Origin of the sequence: Celeribacter neptunius (genome assembly GCF_900113955.1) — a bacterium.
Taxonomy (GTDB): Bacteria; Pseudomonadota; Alphaproteobacteria; order Rhodobacterales; family Rhodobacteraceae; genus Celeribacter; species Celeribacter neptunius.
The window spans coordinates 1,188,955-1,202,420 of the sequence record NZ_FORH01000001.1; the positions used below are offsets into that span (position 1 = coordinate 1,188,955).

Consider the following 13,466-nt stretch of genomic DNA (forward strand, 5'->3'; position numbering starts at 1 on the left):
CCACTTACGTCAAAGCATCGGGATTTCAGCACCTTGTGCAAGGGCATTCGACATGGTTGAAACGCGTGACAGCGACGATCACAGGAGCGCCCCATGTCGAAAAGCCTGAAACGCGTTGAGCGCGCCCTCTCGGAAGCCGGTCTCGACATTCATGTGCTGGAAATGGACGGGTCCACACGCACCGCCGCCGAGGCGGCGGATCAGGCGGGCTGCGCGCTCGACCAGATTGCCAAGTCGATCGTGTTCAAGGGCGCCGAGAGCGGCGCGATCTGTGTCTTTATCACCGCCGGCGGCGATCAGGTCGATGTGATCAAGGCGGCAGAGGTGGCGGGCGAGCCGCTGGAGCGCGCCGACGGCAAGGAAGTCCGCAAGGTGACGGGGTTCGCCATTGGCGGCGTCTCTCCCGTCGGGCACCTGAGCCCGCCGCATGCGTTCTTTGACCCGAAGCTTCTGGAGTTCGACACCGTCTGGGCCGCCGCCGGCACGCCGCGACATATTTTCGAGATCACGCCGCGGGAGCTGTTGCGCATTTCCGGCGCGCGAGAGGCGGATTTCACCGCCTGACCCGAGCCAGGGAAGGCTCAGCCACGCGCCGCGAAGGCCTCGAGCAGCGCCGGAAAATCCGCCATCTCCGGCATGGCGTCGAAAGCATGCTCCGCCGGGGTCCGTACCCAGGGCAGACGTTTCGCCACCATGGTCTCGATGAAGGGGCGACACCAGTCCTGCACCTCGGGATCGTCCGTATCGAACAGGGTCGGACGGACATTCACCATCTCCTCGAACCCGCGCACGCGGGTGAACAGCCAGCTCAGGCAGTCGGGGCACATGAAATGATCGAGCTCCGGTCCTTTCGCGCCACCTCTGATCACCTCGCCCTGGGCCACGCGAAGCCCCGAGGCCGGGAACATCGCGGTGAGAGAAAAGGCGCTCGCGCTCATCTTCTTGCAACCGTCACAATGACAGGCCGCCGTCATGAAGGGCGGTGCTGTCACCTCGAGGCGCACCGCGCCACAGCGGCAGGTGCCGATCCTGGCCTGTCCCGTTGCTCCCTCGCGCTCTTCCCCGGTTTCCGTCGCCGTCATCGCCAGCCTCCCTATGTCGGACCTCTTGCAGCATGTCGAACCTCTTGCAGCCGCTCAGGACTGACCCCTCCTTCATGCGCCATTCCGCGTCATTCTCCAAACCCCGCCGTGTCCGAACGGCAAACCCGGACCCTGAAATCCGCCGAAAACCGCATCGAAACTCCTATAATACCCTGAATTTAAGGGGTAATAAAAATAATGTAAAAAACATTCACATCACCCCTTGCGAGACACGGGAGTGCGCCCCATCTTGGTAATGTGAAAGACATTCACATTCGCAAACATCCCACAGAAAGGGAAACCCATGACCCAAGTCGCCTCCTCCTACCCCGCTGCAGGGACCGCCCAGAGCTGGTTCCGCCGCGCCGAGGCCTGGCTCGACGACAAGGGCAAAGGCGCCTGGATCGCGACCATGGTCCTTGGCTTCATCTTTGTCTGGCCCGTCGGCCTCGCCCTTCTGTTTTACATGATCTGGAGCAAGAAAATGTTCGCCTGCAAACACCGTGACTTCGGCCCGCGCCATATGAAACGCGAGCGCTTCCGCGCCGCCCATGCGGCCATGCGCCCTTCGGGCAACACCGCCTTTGACGCCTACAAGGAAGAAACCCTGCGTCGCCTCGAAGAGGAACAGGACCAGTTCGAGAGCTTCCTCGAGCGTCTGCGCGCCGCCAAGGACAAGGCCGAATTCGACCAGTTCATGGACGACCGCGCCAAACGCGCCGCCGAGGCCCGCAACGAAGACAGCGGTGAAGACGCGGACGACGCCGACAAGGCCGAAAAAGAAGAGGCCTGAGGTCCGGCCCGATACCGCCCTGAAAACGAGGCAAGCCCGACATGGGCTTGCCCTGCCCCCTTGGAGAGATGACAATGCATAGCATGATGTATGATGATGACCGCCATTGGGGCCTTCCGGACCCCGAGCGCCAACCCGAATTCTACGACTCGGTGCCCACGAAACGTGCGCTGGCCTTTCTGGTCGACCTGATCGTGAGCGTGGTGATTGCCGCGCTGATCGTGCCGTTCACCGCCTTCACCGGGATCTTCTTTTTCCCCTTCCTCGTGGCCGTGGTGAGTTTCGCCTATCGGGTGATCACCATCGCCAATGGTTCCGCCACCTGGGGCATGCGGCTGATGGGGATCGAGTTCCGCGACCGCAAGGGGCAGCGTTTCGATCTCGGCATGGCGCTGTTGCACACCACGCTGTTCACCGTCTGGTGCTCGATGGGCCTGCCGCAGGTGGTCTCGGTCGTGCTGATGGCCACAACCGCGCGCGCTCAGGGGCTCTCCGACATGATCCTCGGCTCGGCCGCGATCAACCGACCCTCGACATTCTGAGCCCGCAAAACAGCCTCGGAAAACTGCAATCAGGGCGCCGCGCGGCGCCCCTTTTTCGCGTTCCGCAGAATTCGGAACCCCAAGGGCTTGGCGAATGCCGCAGAAGTTGCTAGATTTTTCACAACTCCTGAACCTGCTCTTTACGTTTTCGGTCTAAGCCGCCCCTATGCGTCATTCCCTCCCTCTCGCGCCGCAATTCTACGTGACGGCACCGCAACCCTGCCCCTATCTCGAGGGGAAGATGGAGCGGAAGCTTTTCACCTCCCTGCAGGGCGAGAATGCCGATCAGCTCAACGACAGCCTGTCACGACAGGGCTTCCGGCGCTCGCAGAATGTGCTCTACCGGCCGACCTGTGCCGATTGCAACGCCTGCCTGTCGGCGCGCATCCGGGTGGCGGATTTCAAAGCCTCGAAATCGCAACGCCGGGCGCTGAACAAGAACAAATACCTGAAACGCGCCGCCACCAGCCCCTGGGCCACCGAGGCGCAATACGAGCTGTTCCGCGAATATCTCGAGACCCGGCATTCCGATGGCGGCATGGCCGATATGGACGTGTTCGAATTCGCCGCGATGATCGAGGAAACTCCGATCCGCACCCGCGTCATCGAATATTACATCCCGGGCGAGAATGGCCAGCCGCGCGAGCTGGCCGCGACCTGCCTGACGGACCTGTTGGATGACGGGTTGTCGATGGTCTACAGCTTCTACAAGCCGGACCTGATCAAGGATTCCCTGGGCACCTATATCATTCTCGATCATATCGAGATCGCCCGCGAGGCCGGCCTGCCCTATGTCTACCTAGGCTATTGGGTGCCGGGATCTCCGAAAATGGGCTATAAGGCGCGGTTTTCGGCGCTCGAGGTCTATCAGGGCGGGCAATGGCTCGAGCTCGAGAACCCGGATGATTTCCTGCCGGACAGTCACCCGCTGGAAGCCGAGCCGATCGCCCAGCAAGTGGCCAAGATCGACCTGCCCGACACGCATCAGGTGCCAAAACCGACGGCGCCCCCCAAGCCAGAGTTTTGAGCGCGGCGGATTGGGGTCTCTCTCCCAAATACAGCCGATGGCGGTTTAGTCAGACGGAGCGAACGTTCGTCTCAATCCCGATCCTAGCCGCGACAAGCCTGCCCGTGGGATGGCGCCATGACAGTGGCGGTCTGCGCTTTATCCCGACCAAATCCGTGAAAGCTCAATCTCTTGCACGGGGATGACAATGCGCCAGCCCGCCGGGACGGGCAGGCGCAGGCGCGGCGGCTTCGCCTCGTCCCGCGCCTGAAGTTCCAATGCCCACGTCGGGCTCATAGCCCCGCATCAATGCACCTGCCCCGTCGCCATCATCGCCCGTGGATCGGTGCGCAGGGTGGCATCGATCAACAGGCCCAATTGTTCGGCGAGAGACACGGCCAGAGGCGCGACATCGGCACGGATCAGCAGCATGGCCATGAGACAGGCATCCTCGCGCTGTCCCTTGGCGGCGAGGCGCACGAATTGCGCCAGCACCGCCTCATCGGCTCCGAGACAGTCGCAGGACATGGCATGGGGGCAAAGCGGCCGACGGGCATGGCGGTCGAAAACCATGATCATCTGGGCGAAGATCTTGCCCATGTCGCTGCCCCGGCGCAGCGCATCGGAGCCGCGAAACAGGGTGACGACCATGCGCCCCTGTTCCCCGAGCTGCGCCAGCTGGCCCACGGGATAGGCCCCTTCGCGGGCCTCCTCGGCATTCAGGTCGTCGATGGCGCGGGCAGACTGAAAAGACATGGTCGGTTCCTCATGGGGGGTGCGTCAGGAAATGGATGTCGGGCCCCAACGATAGGGTGATGCTAATACTTGATTATTTTTATAAGACTTTTGTGGGAAAGCAAGAGATTCCTCCGGACAAAGAAAAACCCCGCCGACTTGGGCGGGGTTTTCTTGCTTTCGCTGGCGCGGGATCACTTCGCCAGAAGGTTCGGCACGATGGTGACGATTTCCGGGAAGGTCCAAAGGATACCAAGCCCGATCACCTGAATGAGCACGAAGGGAATGATGCCCTTGTAGATGTGCCCTGTGGTCACCGAGGGCGGCGCCACGCCGCGCAGGTAGAACAGCGCAAAGCCGAAGGGCGGGGTCAGGAACGAGGTCTGAAGGTTGACCGCGATCATGATTGTCACCCATTTCGGGTCCATCGTGCCGCCGTAGATCACCGGGCCGACAATCGGCACCACGATGTAGATGATCTCCAGGAAGTCGAGGACAAAGCCCAGCACGAAGAGCACCAGCATGACCAGCAGGAAGACGGTGAACTCATTGTCGAAACTGCGCAGGAAGCTCTGGATGTAATGTTCACCGCCAAAGGAGATCACCACCAGGTTCAGAAGCTGCGAACCGATCAGGATGGTGAAGACCATCGAGGTCACTTTTGCGGTCTCGCGCACCACGATGCCCAGCGTCCCGTCGGAGAACAGCACCCAGCAGGCGTAGAGAATGCCGAACATGGCGTAGTAATAGGCACCGAGCGAGACCAGATAGGCCACCCAATCCTCGAACGGCACATTGCCCCGGCCCAGACGCAGGTCGAAATTCGACCCGATCAGGATCATCACGACCACGGCGAACGCCGCGCCGAGGATGATCTTGCCGGATTTATGATGATCCGCCAGTTTGCGATAGGCGGCCAGCAGCAGCGCACCACCGGCGCCGAGACCGGCGGCCGGCGTCGGGTTGGTCACACCGCCCAGGATGGAGCCCAACACGGCGACGATCAGCACCAGCGGCGGGAAGACCACGCGGAACAGCTCGTTCTTGGCCAGACGTCCGGCAGCGGCTTTGAGCCCGTAGCCAAGCGCCAGGAAGGGGATCAGATAGATCACGAAGGCGGTGCCGGAGCTGGTCAGCGGGCCGACGAACAGCGCGTCCAATGCCAGAACGCCGACAAGCCCGGCCACGCCGATCAGCAGCGGACGCGGATCGGCCGAGGGGGAGACGCCGCGCCCGAAGGCCAGCACCAGCGACAACAGCACCATGATGGACAAGAGCCCGCCACCGAGTTTCGGCGCATTGATCACGGCCTCTTTGGTCAGGGCTTCGATCTCTTCCGGGGTGCGCTGCACGCTTTGCTGCGCGCCGCCCGAAGCCTCGATCGCGGCCTGCTCGGAGACGGCCTGATCCCAGGCCCCCTGCCCGTGCAGCTCGATCATCGCCACCTGACATTGCTCGGACACATTGGTGCGCAAAGAGGCCTGTGCGCCGGATTCGGTATATTCGGACACGAGGATGGTCTGCGACCCGGAGATCCCGACCTGACCGGACAGGATCGCCCCGCCGATCAGCAGCACCGGCACGGCGAGGAACCACAAAAGACCTTCGCGACGGGTGATGCTCTCGTGGCTGGTGTGCTCGAGATGCACCGGCGGTGCCTTGTGCGGGTTGAACATGGCAAAGCCGAAGGCGTAGAGCGCATAGAGCCCGGCGAGGAAGATCCCCGGCACCATGGCCGCCTGGAACAGCGTGCCGACCGAGACCACGGCGGGCTCGCCGAGATAGGTCAGCGCATCGGTACAGCCAACGGCCTGCGCCCGGGCTTCCTGTGCCGCGGAATAGAGATCGCCCGCGAGCGTGCCCAGAAGCACGATGACGATCGACGGCGGGATGATCTGCCCCAGCGTACCGGAGGCGGCGATGACACCGGTGGCGAGCTGCGGCGAATAGCCATGCCGCAGCATGGTCGGCAGGGACAGCAGGCCCATGGTGACCACGGTGGCGCCCACGATGCCGGTGGAGGCGGCGAGGAAGGCGCCGACGATGACCACGGAGACCGCCAGACCGCCGGGCAGCGGCCCGAAGACCCGCGCCATGGTGGTCAGAAGGTCATTGGCGATCTTCGAACGCTCGAGCACGATCCCCATCATCACGAACATCAGAACCGCCAGGAGCGTCTCGATCGAGGCGCCGGCAAAGACGCGTTCGTTCATCCGGTTGACGATGAAGGACAGGTTGCGATCGACCGCCTGTTCCCAACCGCCCGGGAACAGGGACTCGGTATAGGTTGGCAGATCCGGATATCTGAAATGCGAGATCGTCACCGGATTGATGCCGTTGCTGACGAGGTCGCGATAGGCCTGCGAGCCGGTATCGATCGCCTCATGGACAAGAATCCCTGCGCCGTCCAGAGCGGCGATGATCCCAAAGGACATGAGCCCGGCCCCGCCGATGGCGAAGGCCACCGGAAAGCCGGTGAGAATTCCGCTGAACAGGCAGAGGAATACGATGATGAGGCCGATTTCTACGCCATCAAGTCCGAATAACATCTCTATCTGCCCTTATCTTAATGTGTGCCTTCGAAGGCTTCTTCGCCTTCACCGAGCGTATCCTTGTCGAGATATTTCCCGGCGCTCTCCTCGCCCTCGAGGAATTCGAGATAGGAGCGGTAGAAGAAGCCCAGGGCCTGCAGGATCACCAGGGTGAGGAAGCAGAGCATCAGGATCTTGAACAGGAAATAACCGTTGAAACCGTTGGCCGAGAAAGACACGGTCTCGACGTTCCATTTGACGATGCGCGATTTCATCAGCATGCGCTCGAGCGCATCCGAGGCCGAGACTTTCGGCGTGATCAGGTGCCGCCAGAGAAAGAACCAGGCGTACATCCAAGTCAGAAGCGCCACCGGCAGCATGAAGAACAGCGACCCGAACATGTCGATGGCGCGTTTGGTGCGGTGTTTGACCCCGGCATAGATCAGATCGACGCGGACATGGCTGCCCTGCACGAAAGCGTAGGAGACACAGAGCGCCACGACCAGCGCATTCTCGAACTTGAGGCTTTCGGAGAACCAGCCCACCGACTGGGTGAAACCGCCGCCGAAGGGCGACACCGTGATCTCGCCCTGACGGAAGATCGACTGCAGGAACACCACCATGATCTGTTGCAACACCATCAGAAGACCGGCCCAGGCGGCGAAGCGGCCGGTGGTGTTGGAGATTTTTTCGATCCCGCGCACCACGGCCCAGAGAAACGGACGATGCAGAAACCCGATGATCGAGATCACGATCACCAGGTCGAGAAACACGAACAACAGCTCTTTCGAGCCGCCGTAATACACGAAGCGCAACAGGCTTTCCTTGTTCGACCAGTCGAGCCAGAGGCCCGGATGCAGGATCGCCTGAATGATATGCCAAAACCCGAGCCCGAGATTGACGACGAGGCTCACCACCGCGTCCGCCACCAGGCCCAGAAAAGACGTGCCGGCTTGTTCTTCCATGTCGTCTGCCCCCTTCCCGAACCGCAAACGCGGAACGTTCGAACGTTCTTTTGCTGTGTCTTTACGTGAATTTTATGCTGTCGCGCTGCCTTACGCCTCTCGACCGGGGAGGACAACGCGAAAAGGGCGAAAATGCGCGCGAGACCCGCGCGCATTTCGCGTTTTTTACCGATCTTTCAAAAGATCACTCCGCCTGAGCCGCCATCACACGGTCACGTTGCGGGGTGTAGTTGCCGTCGGAGCGGCCGATCCAGGCCGAGGTCTGCGCCATGGAGGCCTCGTAATGGGTACGGATTTCCGCGAAGATCTCGTCATCCATATAGCCGTCGAGCACTTCTTTCGCGGCGTTGCCGAAGGCGGTCCAGATGTCGTCGGAGAATTCCTTGAGCTGGGTGCCGCCCTGGATCAGGCGCTGCAAGGCCGGGCCGTTGTTCGAGACGAACAGCGCGTAATTGTGCTGGTGGCACTCGTTCGAGGCGATCTCGATGGCCTTCTGCTGCATCGGGCTCAGGCTCTCGAACACTTCGAGGTTCGAGGTCACGCAGAGCGCCGCGCCCGGCTCGTGGAAACCGGCCGGATAGTAGAAGTCACAGACTTCCTGCAGGCCGAGTTTCTCATCCGACCACGGGCCGATCCATTCGGTGCCGTCGAGCGCGCCGGAGGACAGGGCCTGATAGATCTCGCCGCCCGGCAGAACCTGCACGGAAGCACCGAGTTTCGACACGGTTTCACCGCCGAGGCCCGGCATGCGGAATTTGAGACCCTGGAAGTCGGAGGGAGAGGTGATTTCCTTGCGGAACCAGCCGCCACCCTGCCCCCCGGTCTGACCGGCGATGAAGCCTTTGAGACCGAAGATCTCGCCGAGCTTGTGGTGCAGTTCCATACCGCCCATGGAATAGTACCAGACCATCATCTCGGGCGCGGTCATGCCGAAGGGCACGGTGGTGAAATAGGCGAGTGCCGGGTGCTGGCCGGTGAAGTAATATTCACAGCCATGATACATGTCGGCCTGACCGGCGGTCACGGCATCGAACACCTCGAGCCCGCCGACGAGTTCGCCCGCGGCCTTGGCATCGATGGTGAGCTGACCATCGGTGAGCGCGTCAACATTGGCAGCGAAACGCTCGACCGAGTCCCAGACGCCGGCGAGGCCGCGCGGCCAGGTGGTGACCATGGTCAGGGTGCGTTTGCCCTGCGCATACATCGGGGCTGCCAGTGTCGAGGCAGCAGCGGCAGACGCGCCGCCCAGAGCGGACGTTTTCAGAAAAGAACGACGATCCATAGATGGTTTCCTCCCAAGATTGTCTATGGCGATTTTTGGCTCCTCCAGCCCTGCCCCCGCCGATCCGATCCTGTCCGGGAATTTCCGCGCTCTCGGGATACCTCCGGCAAAACCGGCCCCTTCCCCGAAATCTTTCCCCTCGGACATGGCATCGCACCGGCCAAAGCCGGACCAAATTCGTGTGTTAACGTTATCGGCAGGCGGGCGCAGATCAAATACCCAACATTACGCAGAGCGAGGTATTTTATGACGCAGGGGGTGCGAAAATGGCAATATTCATGCCAGGACACCCCACATTCGCGCACGATTGACGGGTTGGCCGGGGACGCTATTCTACGATTCGTCTGAGTTTCCGCCCCGAAACGCGTCCGGAACGCGCCTTTGGCCGTGGTGTTCGGGTGCCCTCCAAGGCCCTGCGGGGTCATGTCGACCTTCGAGTAAATCCCTTGCGAGCCCCCGGACCCGGATGACACGCCTGCTGCCCAGCTTCATCAGTGACATGACCTATGCGCGCAAGCTCTTCGTCTTGGCGACACTGCCGCTCGTGCTCTCGGTCCTGGCGATCGCCGTCGTCGTGGCGCATCAGTCGAAAGCCATGGCCGAACGCGAGATCGCCGATCTCGAAGCCCAGCTGATCACCGCCAAGAAACAGGAACTGCAGAACTATCTGCAGCTGGCCCGCGCCTCGATCACAGCCGAATACAACCCGGCCCCGCCCGACGACGAAGAGGCCAAGACCAAGGTGACACAGATCCTCGCAGCGATGACCTATGGCAGCGAAGGCTATTTCTTCGTCTATACCTATGACGGGGTGAATCTCGTGGCGCCGCGCCAGACCCGGCTCATCACCCACAACTGGTCAGGTCTGAGCGACAGCCAGGGCACGCCCGTGGTCGATGAGCTGATCCGGCAGGCGCGGCGCGGCGGCGGCTTCCACAGCTATCTCTGGCCCAAGCCCTCGACCGGCGAGGAGGCACAGATGATGACCTATGTGATCGGCTTGCAGGACTGGCAATGGGCGATCGGCACCGGCGTGTTCATCGACGATGTGCTGACCTCGGTGGCGGCGGCCCGGGCCGAGGTCAAGGCACGGGTGCGCCGCACCTTCGGCTATATCGGTGCGATCACCATGGCCGCGGTGCTTCTGGTCTTCATGTCTGGGGTGACGATCACCATTCACGAACGCCGTCTGGCCGATGCCAAGCTCAAGGAACTGACCCAGCGCATCTTTGACACCCAGGAAGAGGAACGCGGCCGGGTGGCGCGCGAGTTGCATGACGGGATCAGCCAGATCCTCGTCGGCGTGCGCTATGCGCTGGAACTGGCGCGACGGCAGCTCAAGAGCGGTGATCCCAAGGGCCCCGCCAGTCTCGACCGCAGTTTCGACATGCTCGGCGGCGCGATTTCCGAAGTGCGGCGGATCTCGCGCGATTTGCGGCCCGGCGTGCTGGACGATCTCGGCCTCGGCCCGGCGCTCAAGGCGCTGGCGGAAGAGTTCGAGAAACGCACCGGCATCCGGACCGAGCTCGAGACTGTGGTGTTCCGCAACCGGCTCGACGAAGAGGCGCGGATCGCGCTGTTTCGCATCGCCCAGGAGGCGTTGACCAATATCGAACGCCATGCCGGCGCCACCGAGGTCTCGATCAAGCTCGCCGGGCATCGCACCGGCGCGACGCTGCTGATCTGCGACAACGGCCGCGGTTTCACCCCGAGCGAGACCAACGGTCACGGCATCGGGCTCAGAAACATGGCGGAACGGATGGAACAGCTCGACGGCCACCTGACGATCACGCCCCGTCACCCCGGCACCTCCATTGACGCAACCGTGCCGTTGAAGCATATCCTTCCGCCCGCGACCTCCGGTCGTCCCCCTGCCCCGATAGGAAGCGCCAGATGAGTGAGCAATCGATCCCTGTCCAGCCAACCCGTGTCCTCATTGTCGACGACCACCCGATGGTGGCTGAAGGCATCCGCGCATTGCTCGAGACCTTCGAGGATATCGAGGTCGTCGGCACGCTGTGCAACGGGCGCGAGGCTGTCGATCGGGTCGAGGCGCTCACCCCCGATGTGGTGCTCATGGATCTGAACATGCCGCAGATGGGCGGGCTGACCGCAACGGAGCTCCTGCTCGAACGCCTCCCGGACACCCGCATCCTGATCCTGTCGATGCATGACAGCCCGGAATATATCGGCGCGGCGCTGTCGCATGGCGCCATGGGCTATGTGCTCAAGGATGTGCCGACCGAAGACGTCAAGGATGCGATCGACGCGGTGATGCGTGGCGAGCAATATCTTTGCGATGGCGCACAGGCCGCCATGAAACCGGCAAAGATCCGCGACGGGCGTGAACCTCTGACCGACCGGGAGACAACGATCCTACTGGAGCTCGCCCAGGGCAAGTCGAACAAGGAAGTCGCCTGTGCCCTGGAGATTTCCGTGCGCACGGTGGAGACCCATCGCAAGAACCTCAAACGCAAGCTGGGGATTTCCTCGACAGCAGGTCTGACCCGCTACGCCATGGAACACGGGGTGTTGCAGGGCACGGGCCGGTTCTAGGCACTCGCGGACCCGGCTCAGGCCGGGCTGGCCGGCATCTCAGGGCCCGGCGAAAAAGCCGGCTGTGGCGACGGCAATCCCGCAGCGTTTTTCCGGAACAGCGCGAACACCTCACGGCGCGGCACCACCGGCCTCGCGCGCGACCCCAGAACCGAGGCGACGGGCGCATGGCGCAGCGCCGGCAGGACCGCAAACAGACTGTCGCGCAATTCCGGCGCCAGCATGATCAGCGCCTGCGGCCCCGGGTAGAAGCTCTCACTGGCGACACCATTGGCAAAAAGCACCTCGTGGCGGGCACAGAGCAGATGGATATAGGTGACCTCGCGGCGCCCCTGGGCCACCCGCGCCAGCGGCGTCTCGGCCAGATGGCGGGCGCGGAGAAAGCGTTCTTTCCCGTCATTGTCCCGGCGCATCACGCAATGCTGCGGCGAGACCAGAAGCGGGCGATCCGCCCCCAGCGCCCCGGCGCGGATCAGCACCGGGCGGAGTTTCGGCCGGGCCAAAAGTGCCGCGCGATCAAGATGTGACGCGCCAATCCACAGCACCGGCTGGGCGCCATGATCGGCGGTGATCACCATATCCCCGGGGCGCAGCGTCTCCACCGGGCGTTCGCCCTCCGGCGTCAGGATGCCGGTGCCCTCGGTGAAACAGGTCACGCCGGTGTTCTCGGTGGTGAAGAACGCGCTGTTGGCCGAGGCGCCTGAGAAGGTGAGCGAGCCGGTGCCGAACTGCAGATTGTCGGAATAATCGACATCGCCGACCCCGTCATTCGACTGGTTCAGAATGCCGTCGTCGGCCTGGTCGGCATAGAGCTCCCAGATGTCGTCGTAGAAGCCCGACAGGTCGATGAAATCATTGTTCGTGCTGTCGCCATCCGCGAGCGTGCCGGTGTTGCCGCTGTTGAAATCGGTGATGATGTCGGAGCCGTCGCCGACATTGTAGATGAACGTGTCATTGCCGAGCCCGCCGGTCAGCGTGTCATTGCCGGTGCCGCCGACGATGGTGTCGTCGCCCGAGCCCGCGGTGATGTCGTCATTGCCGGCGCCACCGTCGAGATAGAGCCCGGAATTGTCGGCCGAAGCATCGATCGTGTCGCCGCCGCTGCCGGTGATGATCGCCTCGATATTGTCGAAGGTGACGGTGTTGGTACCGTCGCTGACCGTGCCGTCCTCCGGCGCGGTGAAGGTGACGGTGAGCGGCGCCGAGACGGCGGAGAAATCGAGCGTATCCGTGCCGGTGCCAGTGCCGTCCCAGTCATCGCCATAGACGATGTCATTGCCCCAACCGTCGTCGAAATAGAAGGTGTCGTCGCCCTCGCCGCCGGCGATCTCATCATTGCCGCCACCACCAGTGATTGAATCATTCCCGGCATCCCCGAAAATGTAATCATCCCCACTGGTGATCTGATCCCCCTCGGCATCGGTATAGCCGACCCCCATCGTGTCATCGCCAGCCGTGCCGTCGACCACAGACGCATATTGAGCCGTATAGCGATCCGCTGTGAGCACATTGTTCGAAGAACTGACACTGTCGAAGGTCAGGGACTGGATCGGCTTGGCTTCGAGGGCAGCATCGTAGGCGCCGTAGCTCGACGAGGGCGCGAGATAGAGATTGCCAGCCGTATCCTGAAACACGATGGCCTGCACACCGGCAGTGGTCCCGTCCACATAGGTGATGGTCGCATTGTAGATGACGACCGTATCCATGGTGTGATCCGGTCCGCCATTGATGCGGAACGTATCGTTGGAGGAGAAGTTGTCGGTGTCATAGGCCCAGTTGCGCGCGCCGCCGGAATAGCCGGTGGACCCGGGCGAGAAGCTCTCGACATTGTCGTAAAGCGGGGTGCCGCTGCTGCCGACTGTGGTGCCGACGAGCGCGGCGGCGTTTTCCGCACTCTCGTTGCCCTCGGTCGGATCGAGCGCCGGCCCGGTGCCGAGATAGAGAACGTCGAATGTCGTCGACATCAGCGCGCCC

The 13,466-nt window shown here is 62.5% G+C and carries 12 protein-coding genes; 6 read left to right on the forward strand and 6 right to left on the reverse strand.

Annotation, left to right across the window (positions count from 1 at the left end):
- Window positions 1-93 precede the first annotated feature (93 nt).
- Window positions 94-564, forward strand: a complete 471-nt coding sequence (locus BM151_RS05825; RefSeq protein ID WP_090058833.1) for a YbaK/EbsC family protein — start codon at window positions 94-96, stop codon at window positions 562-564.
- A gap of 17 nt (window positions 565-581) precedes the next feature.
- Here BM151_RS05825 and BM151_RS05830 read toward each other — a convergent pair whose 3' ends face one another.
- Window positions 582-1,082 carry a GFA family protein gene (locus tag BM151_RS05830; protein WP_090058835.1) on the reverse strand — a complete coding sequence of 167 codons (501 nt, stop codon included), beginning with the start codon at window positions 1,080-1,082 and terminating at the stop codon, window positions 582-584.
- Window positions 1,083-1,386: 304 nt separating this feature from the next.
- Here BM151_RS05830 and BM151_RS05835 point away from each other — a divergent pair, with 304 nt between their 5' ends.
- From BM151_RS05835 to BM151_RS05845, 3 genes are all read left to right on the forward strand, one after another.
- Window positions 1,387-1,875, forward strand: a complete 489-nt coding sequence (locus BM151_RS05835; RefSeq protein WP_090058838.1) for a DUF2852 domain-containing protein — start codon at window positions 1,387-1,389, stop codon at window positions 1,873-1,875.
- 74 nt (window positions 1,876-1,949) lie between these two features.
- Window positions 1,950-2,417 carry an RDD family protein gene (locus BM151_RS05840; protein WP_425429529.1) on the forward strand — a complete coding sequence of 156 codons (468 nt, stop codon included), beginning with the start codon at window positions 1,950-1,952 and terminating at the stop codon, window positions 2,415-2,417.
- A gap of 166 nt (window positions 2,418-2,583) precedes the next feature.
- Complete coding sequence (locus BM151_RS05845) at window positions 2,584-3,444, forward strand: arginyltransferase (RefSeq protein ID WP_090058840.1); 861 nt, start codon at window positions 2,584-2,586, stop codon at window positions 3,442-3,444.
- Between the two features lie 285 nt (window positions 3,445-3,729).
- Here BM151_RS05845 and BM151_RS05850 read toward each other — a convergent pair whose 3' ends face one another.
- The 4 genes from BM151_RS05850 to BM151_RS05865 all read right to left on the reverse strand — a co-directional run bounded on the left by BM151_RS05850 (window position 3,730) and on the right by BM151_RS05865 (window position 8,936).
- The gene (locus tag BM151_RS05850) at window positions 3,730-4,179 is read right to left on the reverse strand and encodes a hypothetical protein (protein ID WP_090058843.1); all 450 of its coding nucleotides are present in this window, start codon (window positions 4,177-4,179) and stop codon (window positions 3,730-3,732) included.
- Between the two features lie 173 nt (window positions 4,180-4,352).
- Window positions 4,353-6,707, reverse strand: a complete 2,355-nt coding sequence (locus BM151_RS05855; protein WP_090058846.1) for a TRAP transporter large permease — start codon at window positions 6,705-6,707, stop codon at window positions 4,353-4,355.
- Window positions 6,708-6,724: 17 nt separating this feature from the next.
- Complete coding sequence (locus BM151_RS05860; protein ID WP_090058848.1) at window positions 6,725-7,654, reverse strand: TRAP transporter small permease subunit; 930 nt, start codon at window positions 7,652-7,654, stop codon at window positions 6,725-6,727.
- 184 nt (window positions 7,655-7,838) lie between these two features.
- Window positions 7,839-8,936 (reverse strand): TRAP transporter substrate-binding protein, encoded by a 1,098-nt coding sequence (locus tag BM151_RS05865; protein ID WP_090058851.1) that lies wholly within the window; start codon window positions 8,934-8,936, stop codon window positions 7,839-7,841.
- A 466-nt stretch (window positions 8,937-9,402) separates the two neighbouring features.
- On the opposite strand from BM151_RS05865, the gene BM151_RS05870 reads away from it, so the two are divergent.
- Complete coding sequence (locus BM151_RS05870) at window positions 9,403-10,833, forward strand: cache domain-containing protein (protein WP_090058854.1); 1,431 nt, start codon at window positions 9,403-9,405, stop codon at window positions 10,831-10,833.
- On the forward strand, window positions 10,830-11,492 hold the full coding sequence (locus BM151_RS05875; protein WP_090058856.1) for a response regulator transcription factor: 663 nt from the start codon (window positions 10,830-10,832) through the stop codon (window positions 11,490-11,492). Before BM151_RS05870 ends, BM151_RS05875 begins: the two co-directional genes overlap by 4 nt.
- Window positions 11,493-11,509: 17 nt before the next feature.
- Here BM151_RS05875 and BM151_RS05880 read toward each other — a convergent pair whose 3' ends face one another.
- Complete coding sequence (locus BM151_RS05880) at window positions 11,510-13,456, reverse strand: Hint domain-containing protein (RefSeq protein WP_090058859.1); 1,947 nt, start codon at window positions 13,454-13,456, stop codon at window positions 11,510-11,512.
- Window positions 13,457-13,466: the final 10 nt, after the last annotated feature.

What these genes read in the sequence shown, in the direction of transcription:
- BM151_RS05875 (WP_090058856.1), top strand. Translation starts at nt 10,830, where the DNA reads ATGAGTGAGCAATCGATCCCTGTCCAGCCAACCCGTGTCCTCATTGTC.
- BM151_RS05825 (WP_090058833.1), top strand. Translation starts at nt 94, where the DNA reads ATGTCGAAAAGCCTGAAACGCGTTGAGCGCGCCCTCTCGGAAGCCGGT.
- BM151_RS05830 (WP_090058835.1), bottom strand. Translation starts at nt 1,082, where the DNA reads ATGACGGCGACGGAAACCGGGGAAGAGCGCGAGGGAGCAACGGGACAG.
- BM151_RS05865 (WP_090058851.1), bottom strand. Translation starts at nt 8,936, where the DNA reads ATGGATCGTCGTTCTTTTCTGAAAACGTCCGCTCTGGGCGGCGCGTCT.
- BM151_RS05860 (WP_090058848.1), bottom strand. Translation starts at nt 7,654, where the DNA reads ATGGAAGAACAAGCCGGCACGTCTTTTCTGGGCCTGGTGGCGGACGCG.
- BM151_RS05870 (WP_090058854.1), top strand. Translation starts at nt 9,403, where the DNA reads ATGACACGCCTGCTGCCCAGCTTCATCAGTGACATGACCTATGCGCGC.
- BM151_RS05845 (WP_090058840.1), top strand. Translation starts at nt 2,584, where the DNA reads ATGCGTCATTCCCTCCCTCTCGCGCCGCAATTCTACGTGACGGCACCG.
- BM151_RS05850 (WP_090058843.1), bottom strand. Translation starts at nt 4,179, where the DNA reads ATGTCTTTTCAGTCTGCCCGCGCCATCGACGACCTGAATGCCGAGGAG.
- BM151_RS05880 (WP_090058859.1), bottom strand. Translation starts at nt 13,456, where the DNA reads ATGTCGACGACATTCGACGTTCTCTATCTCGGCACCGGGCCGGCGCTC.
- BM151_RS05855 (WP_090058846.1), bottom strand. Translation starts at nt 6,707, where the DNA reads ATGTTATTCGGACTTGATGGCGTAGAAATCGGCCTCATCATCGTATTC.
- BM151_RS05840 (WP_425429529.1), top strand. Translation starts at nt 1,950, where the DNA reads ATGCATAGCATGATGTATGATGATGACCGCCATTGGGGCCTTCCGGAC.
- BM151_RS05835 (WP_090058838.1), top strand. Translation starts at nt 1,387, where the DNA reads ATGACCCAAGTCGCCTCCTCCTACCCCGCTGCAGGGACCGCCCAGAGC.